At 66.7% G+C, this 14,130-nt stretch carries 12 protein-coding genes; 8 read left to right on the forward strand and 4 right to left on the reverse strand.

All coding sequences use genetic code 11. From position 1 onward, the window contains the following. Nucleotides 1–32: 32 nt before the first annotated feature. Entirely contained in the window at nucleotides 33–1,025 is a 993-nt protein-coding gene (locus tag ACFQU0_RS05870) for a LysR substrate-binding domain-containing protein (RefSeq protein WP_382199207.1), read from the forward strand. Here ACFQU0_RS05870 and ACFQU0_RS05875 read toward each other — a convergent pair. Genes ACFQU0_RS05875 through uvrC form a run of 3 tightly spaced genes read right to left on the reverse strand, consistent with a single transcriptional unit; the run spans nucleotide 982 to nucleotide 4,430 of the window. Continuing rightward, nucleotides 982–1,869: a DMT family transporter gene (locus tag ACFQU0_RS05875; RefSeq protein WP_382199209.1), complete on the reverse strand. Its 888-nt coding sequence runs from the start codon at nucleotides 1,867–1,869 to the stop codon at nucleotides 982–984. The two genes, ACFQU0_RS05870 and ACFQU0_RS05875, sit on opposite strands and share 44 nt — an antisense overlap. After that, nucleotides 1,866–2,432, reverse strand: coding sequence for a CDP-diacylglycerol--glycerol-3-phosphate 3-phosphatidyltransferase (pgsA, locus tag ACFQU0_RS05880; RefSeq protein WP_382199210.1), 567 nt, complete (start codon nucleotides 2,430–2,432; stop codon nucleotides 1,866–1,868). Before pgsA ends, ACFQU0_RS05875 begins: the two co-directional genes overlap by 4 nt. Nucleotides 2,433–2,447: 15 nt before the next feature. Further along, nucleotides 2,448–4,430, reverse strand: coding sequence for an excinuclease ABC subunit UvrC (gene uvrC / locus ACFQU0_RS05885; RefSeq protein WP_382199212.1), 1,983 nt, complete (start codon nucleotides 4,428–4,430; stop codon nucleotides 2,448–2,450). Between the two features lie 17 nt (nucleotides 4,431–4,447). On the opposite strand from uvrC, the gene earP reads away from it, so the two are divergent. After that, nucleotides 4,448–5,506, forward strand: a complete 1,059-nt coding sequence (gene earP, locus ACFQU0_RS05890) for an elongation factor P maturation arginine rhamnosyltransferase EarP (RefSeq protein WP_382199213.1) — start codon at nucleotides 4,448–4,450, stop codon at nucleotides 5,504–5,506. On the opposite strand, the gene ACFQU0_RS05895 is transcribed toward earP, so the two are convergent. Further along, nucleotides 5,474–6,451: a LysR substrate-binding domain-containing protein gene (locus ACFQU0_RS05895; RefSeq protein ID WP_382199215.1), complete on the reverse strand. Its 978-nt coding sequence runs from the start codon at nucleotides 6,449–6,451 to the stop codon at nucleotides 5,474–5,476. The two genes, earP and ACFQU0_RS05895, sit on opposite strands and share 33 nt — an antisense overlap. Nucleotides 6,452–6,538: 87 nt before the next feature. Between ACFQU0_RS05895 and ACFQU0_RS05900 the strand changes: the two genes are divergently transcribed. The 6 genes from ACFQU0_RS05900 to ACFQU0_RS05925 all read left to right on the forward strand — a co-directional run bounded on the left by ACFQU0_RS05900 (nucleotide 6,539) and on the right by ACFQU0_RS05925 (nucleotide 14,130). Then, nucleotides 6,539–7,519: a Bug family tripartite tricarboxylate transporter substrate binding protein gene (locus ACFQU0_RS05900; RefSeq protein ID WP_382199216.1), complete on the forward strand. Its 981-nt coding sequence runs from the start codon at nucleotides 6,539–6,541 to the stop codon at nucleotides 7,517–7,519. An 88-nt stretch (nucleotides 7,520–7,607) separates the two neighbouring features. Further along, on the forward strand, nucleotides 7,608–8,840 hold the full coding sequence (locus ACFQU0_RS05905; protein ID WP_382199218.1) for a CaiB/BaiF CoA transferase family protein: 1,233 nt from the start codon (nucleotides 7,608–7,610) through the stop codon (nucleotides 8,838–8,840). Between the two features lie 205 nt (nucleotides 8,841–9,045). Then, entirely contained in the window at nucleotides 9,046–9,600 is a 555-nt protein-coding gene (efp, locus tag ACFQU0_RS05910) for an elongation factor P (protein WP_382199220.1), read from the forward strand. A 91-nt stretch (nucleotides 9,601–9,691) separates the two neighbouring features. Then, nucleotides 9,692–10,564, forward strand: coding sequence for an LOG family protein (locus tag ACFQU0_RS05915; RefSeq protein ID WP_382199221.1), 873 nt, complete (start codon nucleotides 9,692–9,694; stop codon nucleotides 10,562–10,564). Nucleotides 10,565–10,660: 96 nt separating this feature from the next. Next, nucleotides 10,661–13,309: a DNA mismatch repair protein MutS gene (gene mutS, locus ACFQU0_RS05920; protein ID WP_382199223.1), complete on the forward strand. Its 2,649-nt coding sequence runs from the start codon at nucleotides 10,661–10,663 to the stop codon at nucleotides 13,307–13,309. Then, nucleotides 13,306–14,130 carry a proteasome-type protease gene (locus tag ACFQU0_RS05925; protein WP_382199225.1) on the forward strand — a complete coding sequence of 275 codons (825 nt, stop codon included), beginning with the start codon at nucleotides 13,306–13,308 and terminating at the stop codon, nucleotides 14,128–14,130. Before mutS ends, ACFQU0_RS05925 begins: the two co-directional genes overlap by 4 nt.

A 14,130-nucleotide genomic window follows, 5' to 3' on the forward strand; every position in this document is an offset into this window, starting at 1 on the left:
TGAGCAAGCCAATCTTTCCATCAAGGCAACAATTGGACCGAGCCGATCTTGAACTGGTGCTGGCCATTCGCCAGCACGGCAGCCTCGCCGGGGCGGCACGTGCGCTGCACCTGGCAGCCCCCGTGGTCACCAAAAGGCTGGCCGCACTGGAGGCAGCCCTGGGCCTGCGCCTGTTCCAGCGCACCACGCGCCACGTGAGCCCCACCGCTGAGGGGGACAGCCTGTGCCAACACGCGGCCCAGTTGTTGCAAGGTTTTGCGTTGGCAGAGGCCGAGCTGCGTGAGCGCCGGCTCGAACCCGCTGGCCCGGTGCGCCTGGCCGCCACCTTCGGTTTTGGGCGTCGCTGGCTGGGTCCGGCGTTGGCCGATTTCCAGCGCCGCTTTCCCGCCGTGCACGTCCAGCTGCAGCTCACCGAACACCTGCCCGACCTCGCGCTGGAGGGCTTCGACGGCGCCATCTGGTTGTGGAACGCGCCGGGCGGCCGCGCGGGGGAATGGGTGTCGCGCAAACTGGCCAGCAACCAGCGCGTGCTGGTGGCCGCGCCCGCCTACCTGGCCCAGCACGGCACACCGCACCACCCCAACGACCTGCAGCAACACGCCTGCCTGGTGGTGCGCGAGAACGGCGGCTGGGGCGGCAAAGACGGCGGCGTGGCCAGCCAGCAGCGTTTCGACCACTGGCGGCTGCAGCGATCGGGCGATCCGCACGTGCACCACGTGCCCGTGGCCGGGCCGCTGTCCAGCAACTCGGGGGAGATGGTGCGCGACTGGTGTCTGGCCGGCCACGGCCTCATGCTGCGCAGCCTGTGGGACATCGCACCCCAACTCGCTAGCGGCGAACTGGTGCGGGTGCTGCCCGAGTGGTCCATGCCCGACGCGGACGTGCACTGGCTGGCGCCTTACCGGGCCCAGGTGCCCCGTCGCATCCGCCTGCTGGTGGACTTTCTGGCCCAGCGTTTTGCTGAAGAGCCCTGGCGGCCCGTCAGCGTGAAGCGCGCACCACCAGACTCACGCCAAAAGCGGTGAGCGCGGTGCCGGCGAGTGTGGCGGCGGTGATGGGCTCGGAGAACAACACCCAGGCGATCAGCGCCGTGCAGGGTGGCACCAGGTACATGAGGCTGGTGACGGAGGCCGCCGCGCCGCGCTGGATCAGCATGTAGAGCAGCGAACTGCCGCCCAGGGTGAGCCCCAGCACCGACCACGCCATGGCGCCGGCCAGCTCCCCGTTCCAGGCCATGGCCTCGGGCTCCATCAGCGCCAACGGCAACGTGGCCATCAACGCGGCCCCCAGCTGCACGGCATTGGCCGAACGCACGTCACACGGCGCCACAAAACGCTTCTGGTACAGCGTGCCCACGGTGATGCACAGCAGCGCCCCCACGGCAAACGACAGGTTCAACCACGTGGCCTGGTCGCCCGGGCCACCGGCCCCGAACTTGCGCGACACCACCAGCACCAGGCCGGCAAAACCCAGCAGCAGGCCCAGCCACTGCCGCTTGTTGACCTGCCCGCCGTTGGCCGACAACCACAAGGCGGTCAGCACCGGCTGCAAGCCCACCACCAGGGCCGACAAACCCGACCCCATGCCCGCCTTGACCGCCGCCCACACGCCACCGAGGTAACCCGCGTGCATCAGCACACCGGTGACGGCCAGGTGCAGCCACTGCGTGCGTGTTTGTGGCCAGCGCACACGCGCCAACACGATCCAGGGCAAAAAACAGAGGATGGACAAGGCGTAACGCCAGGCCAGGAACTTGAAGGGCGGTGCATGCGGCATGCCGTAACGTGCCACGATGAAACCGGTGCTCCAGATCAGCACGAACACCACCGGCATGGCGCGCAGCCACGCGTTGTCGCGCGCCTCGCTCATCGGCTGCGGGCGCGGATCTCGGGCAGCGCTTTCTGCAGGTAATACACCATGGACCAGACCGTCAGCACGGCTGCGATCCAGATCAACCAGGTGCCCCAGACACGGGTGTCGATGACGCCCAGCAGGCGGCCGTCGAACAGCAGGAATGGGATGGCGATCATCTGCACCATGGTCTTGGCCTTGCCGATCATGTGCACCGCCACACTTTTGGTGGCGCCAATGATGGCCATCCATTCGCGCAGGGAGGATATGGCGATCTCGCGGCCAATGATGATGAGGGCCACGAACACGTCGGCGCGGTCCATGTGCACCAGCGCCAGCACGCAGGCACACACCAGAAACTTGTCGGCCACCGGGTCGAGAAAGGCACCAAAAGCCGAGGTCTGGTTGAGCCGGCGCGCCAGGTAACCGTCGGCCCAGTCGGTGAGCGCGAACACGATGAACAGCACCGTGGCAATGAGGTTGGCCTGCGCCAGCGGCAAGTCGATGTAGTACACCCCCACGATCAGCGGGATGGCCGCAATGCGTGCCCAGGTCAGCAGGGTCGGGAGGTTGAAGAACATGGGGCGATTATGCGTTCAGTGCAAAGCGCGGTAGATGACCTCCGCCAGCTCACGCGAAATGCCCTCCACCGTCACCATGTCCTCCACGCTGGCTGACGCCACGCCACGCACGCCGCCAAAGCGCTGCAACAAGCGCGCGCGTTTTTTGGGGCCAACGCCGGGAATGTCTTCCAGCTGGCTGCCGCCGGTGCGCACCTTGGCGCGCTGTGCGCGCATGCCGGTGATGGCGAAGCGGTGGGCCTCGTCGCGGATTTGCGCCACCAGCATCAGCGCGGCCGAGTCCTTGCCCAGGTAAACCTTCTCGCGCCCATCGGCAAACACCAGCTCCTCCAGACCCACCTTGCGGCCTTCGCCCTTTTCCACACCGACGATGCGACCCAGCTCCAGGCCCAGCGCCTCGAACACCTCGCGCGCCACGCCCACCTGGCCTTTGCCGCCGTCGATCAGCACCAGGTCCGGCAGTCGCTGCCCGGCCACGCTGCCCGCAGCCTCCGCACCACCGGCCTCGCGCGCGGCTTCGGCCAGCTTGGTGTAGCGGCGGGTGAGCACCTGGCGCATGGCGGCGTAGTCATCGCCCGGGGTGATGCCCTCGACACGAAAGCGCCGGTACTGGCGGCCCTGCATCTTGTGGCCCTCAAACACCACACACGAGGCTTGGGTGGATTCACCCGCCGTGTGCGAGATGTCGAAACACTCGATGCGCAAACTGTCCAACACCTCGTTGGGCAGGTCCAGTGCGTCGGCCAGCGCGCGCGTGCGCGCCTGCTGCGAACCCTCCTCCGCCAACAAGCGCGCCAGCTGGATATCGGCATTGGTTTGCGCCATCTCCAGCCAGGCGCGGCGCTGCTCGCGGGGCTGGTGCACGGTGTGGATCTTGACGCCAGTCTGCTCGCTCAAGGCGGCCACCAGTTCGACACGCACGGGGTGGCTCAACACCAGCGTGGGCGGCGGCGCGCTGTCCACATAGTGTTGGGCGATGAAGGCCTCCAGCACCTGTTGCTCCACCGGCACCGGCGCCACACCTTCGTCGGCATCGAGCACCGCCAGCACCGCGGCGTCTTCCACGTGCGAGGGGAAGTACGGCCGGTCGCCCAGGTGGCGCCCACCGCGCACCATGGCCAGGTTCACACAGGCGCGGCCGCCCAGCACCTTGACGGCCAGCACATCTACGTCCTTGTCCGACACGTTGTCCATGGCCTGCTGGTGAAGCACACGCGACAGGGCCGTCATCTGGTTGCGGATCTCGGCCGCCTGCTCGAACTCCAGCCGGTCGGCGTGGCCCATCATGCGGGCCTGCAATTCGTCCAGCACCGACTGGGTTTCACCCAGCAGAAACGCCGCCGCGTGGCGCACGGTTTCCTCGTACTGCGCGGGCGTGACCAGGTTCACACAGGGCCCCGTGCAACGCTTGATCTGGTACAGCAGGCAGGGCCGGGTGCGGTTGTTGAACACCGTGTCCTCACAGGTGCGCAGCCGAAACACCTTTTGCAGCAGCTGGATGGACTCCTTCACCGCCCACGCGCTGGGGTACGGGCCGAAGTACTGGTGCTTTTTGTCCACCGCGCCCCGGTAGTAGCTCATGCGCGGGTAGTCGCCTGGGTGGGCGCGGCCATCTTGTGGCCCGCGCGCCGGCCAACGCCCGCTCAAGCGCAGGTAGGGGTAGCTCTTGTCGTCCCGGAACAGGATGTTGAAGCGCGGGTTCAGCGTCTTGATGAGGTTGTTTTCCAGCAGCAGCGCCTCGGCCTCGGAGCGCACCACCGTGGTCTCCATGCGCACGATCTTGCTGACCATGTGCCCGATGCGGGTGCCATCGTGGTTTTTCTGGAAATAGCTGCTGACGCGCTTCTTGAGGTTGCGCGCCTTGCCCACGTAAAGCAGGCCGCCGGCCACATCGAAGTAGCGGTAGACGCCTGGCAGCGCCGGCAAGGCGGCCACCTCGGCCAGCAAGGCATCGCTGTGGGCGACGGTGGGTTCGGGATCGGGGAGCACATCGGACATGGGCGCTATTGTGGACAATGCCCACCATGCCTTCGCTGCTATGGGATGTTTTCTGTCAGGTCGTGGACAACCACGGCGACCTGGGCGTGTGCTGGCGCTTGTCCGCGCAATTGGCCAAGCGCGGCCACCGGGTGCGGCTGTGGGTGGACGACACCTCGGCGCTGGCCTGGATGGCCCCCCGTGGTTCGGAGGGCGTGGACGTGCGGCACTGGCACTGCGAGCCCCCCACCGGTCTGCCGGCTGGTGACGTGCTGGTCGAAGCCTTCGGGTGTGACATCCCCGACGCGTGGGTGCTGGCCGTGGCGCCCCAAGCAGGGCCGTGGATCAACTTGGAATACCTCAGCGCCGAAGCCTATGTGGAGCGCATGCACGGCCTGCCCTCGCCGGTGATGCGTGGCCCGCTGGCGGGGCGCACCAAACATTTCTTCTACCCCGGCTTCACGCCAGCCACCGGTGGGCTGCTGCGCGAAGACGACCTGCAGGCGCGGCAAGCCCGCTTCGATCGCGGTACGTGGCTGCAAACCCATGCGCCGGGCTGGGCGGGTGAACAGGTCGTCAGCCTGTTCTGCTACGAGCCCGTCAACCTCGGCACCTGGCTGGACCACCTGCGCCAGCCAGACAGTGCGCCCACACACCTGTTGGTGGCCCCCGGCCGGCCGATGGCCGCCGTGCGCCAACACCTGGGCGAGGGCACCCAGCATGGGCCGCTGCGCCTCACCTGGCGCTCCCATTGCAGCCAGACCGAGTTCGACCACGTGCTGTGGGCCAGCGACCTGAACATGGTGCGCGGCGAAGACTCGCTGGTGCGTGCGCTGTGGGCCGGCCGGCCGTTTGTCTGGCACATCTACCCGCAGGACGACGGCGCCCACCACACCAAGCTGCAAGCCTTTCTGGACTGGCTGAAAGCGCCGGCCGACATGCGGGCACAACACCTGTTCTGGAACGCCGACACCCCTGCCCGGCTGCCCCATTACGATGCCCGCACCTGGACGGACACCGTGCGGCGCGCGCGGCGCACGGTGTCCGTCCAGGAAGACCTGGTGTCACAACTGATCGCTCAGGTGAGCCGCCTCTAACGCGGCGGCGCGCACAAAGGCCTCGCGCCACAGCGACACCACGGGCAGCTCGGGCACCACACCCTTGGGGGTGAGCATGACCACGGCAGAAGGCGCGAATGCCGGCACCATCGCCACCCGGCGCACCAACGCGGCCTGCTGCCGGTAAGCGCCCATGGGCACCACGGCCAGTAGCCGGGTGTGCGCCACCAGCCCCAAGGCGATGTAGAAGGACTCGGTCTCGATGCGTGCACTCGGCGGCACCAGCCCCGCCGCCAGAAAGGCGCGGTCAAAGGCCTTGCGGCTGGCGCTGCGCTGCGGCATCAGCACCCAATCGGCGCCCTGCAGTTCGGTCAGCGGCACGCGCCGGCGCTGCGCCAGCGGGTGGTCGCGCGCGGCTACCACCACGGTGGACTGCTGCCACAGCGGCGTGATCTCGAACGGTGCCAACGCCTGTGGCGTCAGATCGCCACCCAACACGCCCACCACACAGTCCACCTCGCTCTCGCGCAACCACTGCACCAGCTGGTCCACCGTGCCCAATTGCAATTGCAGCCGGGGCAATTGGGCACGGGCCATCAGGTCCTGCACCACATGGCCCAAGGCCTCGATGCCCACCAGCGGCAACAAACCCACGCGCAACAAAGGCAAATCCACGCCTTGCACCAGCGCGGTGGCGGTGGCGTCCATGGCGCCCAGGGCCACCCGCAGCCGTTCCAGCACCAAGCGCCCCTGGCCATTGAGCTGCCCGCCCCGCGCGCTGCGCTCCAGCAGGGTCTGGTCCAGCGCCGCCTCCAGCTCGTGCAAGAGCTTGGTGGCACCCGGCTGGCTGATGCCCAACGCGCTGGCGGCAGCGCTGAGCGAGCCGCGCCTGGCCACCTGATCGAGCAGGCGCAGGTGCCGGATCTTGAGGCGTTCGAGGCGCTGGTTGAGCACCTCCACCATTTCACTTTGTGATGTCTCCATAGCAATTTGGTAATTGTTTTTGATGGATCAGCAGTTTAGATTTGTCCACACCGTTTCCCACGGCAACACACAACAACGGAGACACCCATGCGCTTGCTCAAACAACTGGCCTTCAGCAGCCTGTGCCTGCTCGGCGTGCTGTCGGCCCAACAGGTGGCCGCACAGGCCTACCCCAGCCGCCCGGTCAAGATCGTCGTGCCCTTCGCGGCCGGCGGGGGCCCCGACATCGAAACCCGCCGCCTGGCCACCAAGCTGGGTGCCACCCTCAACGGCAACGTGGTGGTGGAAAACCGGGTGGGTGCGGCGGGCATCCTGGCCGCCGAAGTGGTGACCCAGGCCCCGCCCGATGGCTACACGGTGCTGGCGGGCTCGGTGTCGCAGGTGGTGCAAAAAATCCTGCGCCCCAAAGCCCAGTTCGACCCCGTGGTCACCTTCATCCCCGTGACACAAACCAGCAGCTCGCCCACGGTGCTGGTGGTGCCGGCCGATTCGCCCATCCAGACCGCCAAAGAACTGGAGGCCCTCGTCCGCAGCCGCCCTGGCCAACTCAACTACGGCTCGGGCGGCATCGGCACCGCCGCACACCTGGCGGGCGCCACCTTCACCAGCCAGCTCAAACTCGACGCCATCCACGTGCCCTACCGGGGCTCGGTGGAGCTGATGCCCGCGCTGCTGGGCAAACAAATCCAGTTCGCCTTCCCCATCGCCGGCACCGCCGTGCCACAGGTGAAGTCAGGCAAGGTACGTGCGCTGGCGGTCAGTGGAGCCAAACGCCTAGCCACCCTGCCCGACGTGCCCACCCTCAAAGAGCTCTACAACGACGAACTGATGGTGCAGGAGGCCTGGGGAGGCCTGTGGGTGCCCGCCCACACACCGGCCGACGTGGTGCAGCAACTGTTTGTGGCCACTCGCAAAGCCATGCAAGACCCCGAGTTGCAGGCGCATTACCTCAGCACCGGCTCCAGCGTCGAAACCTCCGAGTCACCGGCGGCGTTCCTCGCTTTCATGAGGGCCGAAACCGCCAAATGGGCCAAGGTCATCCAACTGGCCGGCGTGAAGGCAGACTGACGATGTGCCCACACGCTCATCACTTCGTGTTGTCGCTGCCCCCCAATGGGGCTGACATCCCTTGGGGTGGCCCGGCGGGAGGCCACACATGTCCATGAACGCACTCGCCGGCTTCAAGGTGCTGGACCTCTCGCACGTGATCGCCGGCCCCACGGCCTCGCACTACTTGGCGCTCGAAGGGGCGGAGGTCATCAAGGTCGAACCCCCGAAACGGGGCGACGTGCTGCGACACGGACGGCCTGGGCAAACACTGGACACCGGTGTGTCGGTTGGTTTTGCGGCCATCAACGGCGGCAAGCGCTCGCTGGCCATCGACCTCAAAAGACCGGAGTCGCGGCCCCTCGTCGAGGCCCTGATCGCGCAGTGCGATGTGTTCATCGAGAACTACCGACCCGGCGCGGCCGCCCGCCTGGGGCTGGGACCTGAAGACGTGACCCGAATCCGGCCCGACATCGTCTACGCCTCAATCTCCGGCTTCGGCCAGCAAGGCGAATGGGCCGGCCGGCCGGCCTACGACCACGTGGTGCAGTCGGCCATGGGCATGAGCAGCCTGCAGGGCGACGCCACGCAAGACCCGATGAAAGTGGGGTTTCCGGTGGTGGACACCGCCACCGGCATGGTGGCCGCCCAGGCCATCACCACGGCCTTGCTGCGCCGCCTGCGCACAGGCCAGGGCGCGCGCCTGGACATCTCCATGGCGCAGGCCGCGCTGCAACTGATGTGGCCGGAGGTGGCCAAGGTGGCACACAGCGGCGAAGACTCCCCGCGGGTGGGCAACCGAGGCTTCACCGGCAGCCCCGGGGCGGCCACGTTTGCCTGCGCCGACGGCTGGCTGTCCACCGCCGCGAACACGCTGCCGCAGTTCCGCGCCTTGTGCGAGGTGCTGGGCTTGGCCGCCCTGCCCGACGACCCGGTGCTGATCGACCAGCCCGCCACCACGGCCAGCGGTTTTGTGGCGGCCCGCGACGCAAGCGAACTGCACAACCGGCTGGCCACCGCCATGCGGCGCCTGCCTTTGGCCACCCTGGAAGCGGCGCTGTCCGCCCGTGGCGTGCCCTGTGCGCCAGTGCGAACGCTGTCTGAGACGCTGGCCACCGTCACCACCACAGCGCGCATGACCCTGCCTCAGCGCCACACGCCCTACCCGCGTGGCACGGTGTGTGATTTTGGCGCCGGCTACCTGGCCGACGGCACGCCCGGTGCTGCCCTGGCCCCGGCGCCCCGGCACGGGCAACACACGGGCGAGATCCTGGCCGCCCTGGGCCTGTCACAGGACGAGATTCAGCGGCTGCACACGCTGGGCGTCGTCAATCTTGGGTAAAATCTCGGGTTTTGCGAACGGCGACAGCTCGGTTGCCGGCCCTTGGGGGCTGGCCGGTAAGGCGCCGCAACCGGCCAGGGTGGCTCAAGAACACCAGCTGCTGCGGGTTGATCGCAAGTCCTGCCGCCCCATTCCGCTGAAGGCCCCGCATGGGGTGGACGCCTCCAGCAGCGGCGCAACCCCAGCTTCAACAGCCAGACCCACCATGAAAATCGCTCAAGAAATCCGCGCCGGCAACGTCATCATGCACGGCAAGGACCCGATGATCGTCCTGAAAACCGAATACGCCCGTGGCGGCCGTGGCGCTGCCACCGTGCGCATGAAGCTCAAGGCCCTGCTGAACAACATGGGCACCGAAGTGGTGTTCAAGGCCGACGACAAGATGGACCAGATCATTCTGGAACACAAGGAGTGCACCTACTCCTACTTCGCCGACCCGATGTACGTGTTCATGGACACCGACTACAACCAGTACGAAGTGGAAGCCGAGAACATGGGCGACGCCCTGAACTACCTCGAAGACGGCATGTCGGTCGAAGTGGTGTTCTACGACGGCAAGGCCATCTCGGTCGAACTGCCCACCAGCGTTGAGCGTGTGATCACCTGGACCGAACCCGCCGTCAAAGGCGACACGTCCGGCAAGGTGCTCAAGCCGGCCAAGATCGCCACCGGCTTCGAAGTGGCCGTGCCACTGTTCGTGTCGCAAGACGACAAGATCGAAATCGACACCCGCACCGGCGAATACCGCAAGCGCGTCTGATCCTTGCCACTCGGCAGATAGGGCTCCTTCGTGGAGCCCTTTTTGTTTCTGCGCGCAGTGGCACCACCTACTGGCTTGATACAGTCATCGCATGGAAACCACACAAAACCTCAACGAAACCCGTCTGGCCGATGCCTGGGCCGAGCTGCAGGCGCACGCAGATCAGGGCAACCCGCTGACAGCCGATGCCTACCGACTGGCCTTTGCCGACCCCGAATTCCTGCTGCGTCGCGAAACCCGTGGCATCCGCTTTCAGCTGGAGTTGCTCAAACCCGATCTCGAACAGGCCTCGCGCGGCATTCACAACACCATCGTGGTGTTTGGCAGCGCCCGCTTCCGTTCACCGGAAGACGCACAACACGAGCTGGAACACGCCCAGCGCGGTTGCGATGCCCAGGCCATCCGCAAGGCGCAAACGGCTGTGCGCAACGCCGCCTACTACGAACACGCCCGCACCTTCGCCCGCCATGTCGCGCAATACAGCCAGCGCTGCCCAGTGCAAGACCAGCTCTACATCTCCACGGGCGGCGGGCCCGGCATCATGGAAGCCGCCAACCGGGGTGCACACGATGTCGGCGCGCCCACCGTCGGCCTGAACATCGCCTTGCCACACGAACAGCAGGCCAACCCCTACGTGTCGCCCGAGTTGAGCTTCAAGTTCCACTACTTCGCACTGCGCAAGATGCACTTCCTGATGCGCGCCAAAGCCCTGTTGGCGTTTCCCGGCGGTTTTGGCACGCTGGACGAGCTGTTCGAGGTGCTCACCCTGGTGCAATGTGGCAAGGCCAAACCCGTGCCCATCTTCCTGTTCGGCAGCGATTTCTGGAAGCGGCTGATCAACTTCGACGTGCTGGTGGACGAAGGCACGATTTCGGAAGCCGACCTCAAACTCTTCCACTACGTCGATGACCCGCTGCAGGCCTGGGAAGGGCTGCGCAAGTTCTACCAATTGCCCGCTGTCTGACCCTTGAAATGAAACTGCCCCCTCGCTCATCGCTTCGCGTATCGCTGCCCCCCAAGGGGGCGCATCAGTGCCTTCGGACAGCCGGGCGGCACTGACATGAGCGCCACCCCGACGCTGACCGAACAAGCCCTGTCCGCGCCGCTGGAACAGCACACCCCCATGATGGCGCAGTACCTGGCCATCAAAGCCGAGTTCCCGCGCACGCTGGTGTTCTACCGCATGGGCGACTTTTACGAAGTCTTCTACGACGACGCCGAAAAAGCCGCGCGCCTGCTCGACATCACCTTGACCAAACGTGGCCAGTCGGCCGGCCAGCCGGTGGTGATGGCAGGTGTGCCTTTCCACTCGGTCGAGAGCTACCTGTCGCGCCTCATCAAGCTTGGCGAATCGGTGGCCGTGTGCGAGCAGGTGGGCGAAGTGGGCGCCAGCAAAGGCCCGGTGGAGCGCAAGGTGGTGCGCGTGGTCACCCCCGGCACGCTGACAGATGCGGAGTTGTTGTCGGACAAAAGCGAGGCCCTGTTGCTGGCGGTGCACCACGGTCCGCGCGCCCAACTGGGCCTGGCCTGGATGAGCGTGACGCAGAGCACGGTGCACCTGGCCCAGTGCGACAAGGACGACTGGGCCGCCTGGCAACAGCGCCTGGACCCCAGCGAAATCCTCTACAGCGCCGACGCGCCACCGGCCTTCGAGCAAGGGTTTGGCCTGCCCGGCAGTGGCCGGCCCAGCCTCACGCCGCGCCCCGCCTGGCAGTTCGACCCCGCTTTGGGCGAACGCAAGCTGCTGGCCCAGCTCGACGCCGGCAGCCTGGCCGGCTGGGGCGCACAAGACCTGCCGCTGGCCCACGCCGCCGCGTCCGCGCTGCTGGACTTTGCCGAACACACCCAGGGCCGTGCGCTGGCCCACGTGCGCCAGTTGCAGGTGGCGCGGCCGCAAGAGCTGATCGAGTTGCCGGCCATGACCCGGCGCAACCTCGAACTCACCCACACCCTGCGCGGCGAGACGGCGCCCACGCTGTTCTCGCTGCTCGACACCTGCCGCACCGGCATGGGCAGCCGCCTGCTGCGCCATTGGCTGCTCGAACCCCCACGCGACCGCGAACCCGCACGCCAACGCCTGGCCGCCATCGGCTGGCTGCGCGAGGGCTTTCGGGGCGAGCGCCTGCGCGATGCCTTGAAAGGCGCGGCCGATGTGGAGCGCATCACCGCCCGCACCGCGCTGCGCCAGGTGCGCCCACGCGAATTGGTGGCGCTGGGCCACACACTCGCGCAGGCAACCGAATTGGCACAGCAGTTGCACGCCACCTTGGCAGCAGGCCACGCGCCCAGCCTGCTGCTTGCCATGGCTGGCGACCTGCAACCGCCGCCCGACGGCGCCGTGCTGCTGCACCGCGCCCTGCTGCCCGAACCCGCCGCGCTGGTGCGCGACGGTGGCGTGATCAACCACGGCTTTGACGCTGAGCTGGACGAGCTGCGCGCCATCCAGACCAACTGCGACGGCTTTCTGCTCGACCTCGAAACCCGTGAACGCACGCGCACCGGCATTGCCAACCTGCGCGTGCAGTTCAACAAGGTCCACGGCTTCTACATCGAGGTCACACAAGGCCAACTCGACAAGGTGCCCGACGACTACCGCCGCCGCCAGACCTTGAAGAACGCCGAGCGTTTCATCACGCCCGAACTCAAGGCCTTTGAAGACAAAGCTTTGAGCGCCCAGGAACGTGCGTTGGCGCGCGAAAAGTGGTTGTACGAACAGCTGCTGGACGCGCTGCAAGCCCACCTGCCCACGCTGGACCGCGTGGCCCGTGCGCTGGCCACGCTGGACACCTTGTGTGCGCTGGCCGAACGCTCGCTCACGCTCAACTGGACGGCGCCACAGTTCACACCCGAGCCGTGCATCGAAATCCGCGCCGGCCGGCACCCGGTGGTGGAGGCCCGCCTCAACGAAACCAGTGGCGGCAGCTTCATTGCCAACGACACGGTGCTGGGCCCCAAGGCCCGCATGCAAATCATCACCGGCCCCAACATGGGCGGTAAAAGCACCTACATGCGCCAGGTGGCGGTGATCGCGCTGCTGGCCAGCATGGGCAGCTACGTGCCCGCACAAAGCTGCCGCCTGGGCCCGCTGGACGCCATCCACACCCGCATCGGTGCGGCGGATGACTTGGCCAATGCCCAATCCACCTTCATGCTGGAGATGACCGAGGCCGCGCACATCCTGCACAGCGCCACGCCCGAAAGCCTGGTGCTGATGGACGAGATCGGCCGGGGCACGTCCACCTTCGATGGCCTGGCGCTGGCCGGTGGCATTGCCGCCCACCTGCACGACAAGGTGCGCGCCTTCACCTTGTTCGCGACGCACTACTTTGAACTGACCGAGTTCCCGGCCAGCCACCACGCGGCACAAAACGTGCATGTGAGTGCGGTGGAGTCGGGCGGGCGCGACATCGTGTTCCTGCACCAGATCGAGCCCGGGCCGGCCAGCCGCAGCTACGGCGTGCAGGTGGCGCGCCTGGCAGGCGTGCCTGGCGCGGTGGTGAGCCACGCCAAACACGCGCTGGCCGCGCTGGAGGCCCACAGCCAGCAAGCGCAAAGCCAGGTCGATCTGTTCGCTCCGCCGCCGGCCACCGCCGAGCCCGAGCCCAGCGCGCTGGACCGGGCCTTTGCCCAGATCGACCCCGATACACTCAGCCCCCGGGAGGCCCTGGAGCTGGTCTACACACTGAAAAAACTGAGCGAAAAGAAATGACCTATTGCGTCGCCGTCAAACTCAATGCCGGGCTGGTGTTCCTGTCCGATTCACGCACCAACGCGGGCCTGGACCAGATCAGCACCTTCCGCAAGATGATCGTCTACGAGAAGCCGGGGGAGCGCTTCATGTGCCTGCTGTCGGCGGGCAACCTGAGCATCTCGCAGTCGGTGCGCGAAATCCTGCAAGTGGAGCAGCTCAAGGACCCGGAAACCGATGAAGCCATCACCATCTGGAACGCCAAAAGCATGTTCGATGCCGCGCGCGTGCTGGGCGCCGCCGTGCGCCACGTGTACGACCGCGACGGCGAATCGCTCAAGCGCGCCGGGGTCGATTTCAACGTTTCCATGATCTTCGGCGGCCAGGTGGCCGGTGAGGGCATGCGCCTGTTCCAGGTCTATTCGGCAGGCAACTTCATCGAAGCCACGGCCGAGACGCCCTTCTTCCAGATCGGTGAATCCAAGTACGGCAAACCCGTGCTGGACCGCGTGATCACACCCAACACGCCGCTGGACGAAGCCGCCAAGTGTGTGCTCGTGTCCATGGATTCCACGCTCAAGTCCAACCTGTCGGTGGGCCTGCCGCTGGACCTGGTGGTGTACGAAGCCGATCAGCTCAAAAGCGACCGCATCGTCTGCATCGACGACAACAACCCCTACTTCCGCATGCTGCACAACACCTGGGGCCAGAAGCTGCGCGAGGTGTTCGACAGCATCGAACACCCCACCTGGGACGGCAGCCACACCGCCGTGCCCCTGATGACGGGCAGCGCACGCCGTGCGCTCAAGAAGATCAGCACCCCGAAGGACAAGTTGATCTGA

The organism is Hydrogenophaga defluvii (genome assembly GCF_042665235.1).
GTDB lineage: Bacteria > Pseudomonadota > Gammaproteobacteria > Burkholderiales > Burkholderiaceae_C > Hydrogenophaga > Hydrogenophaga defluvii_A.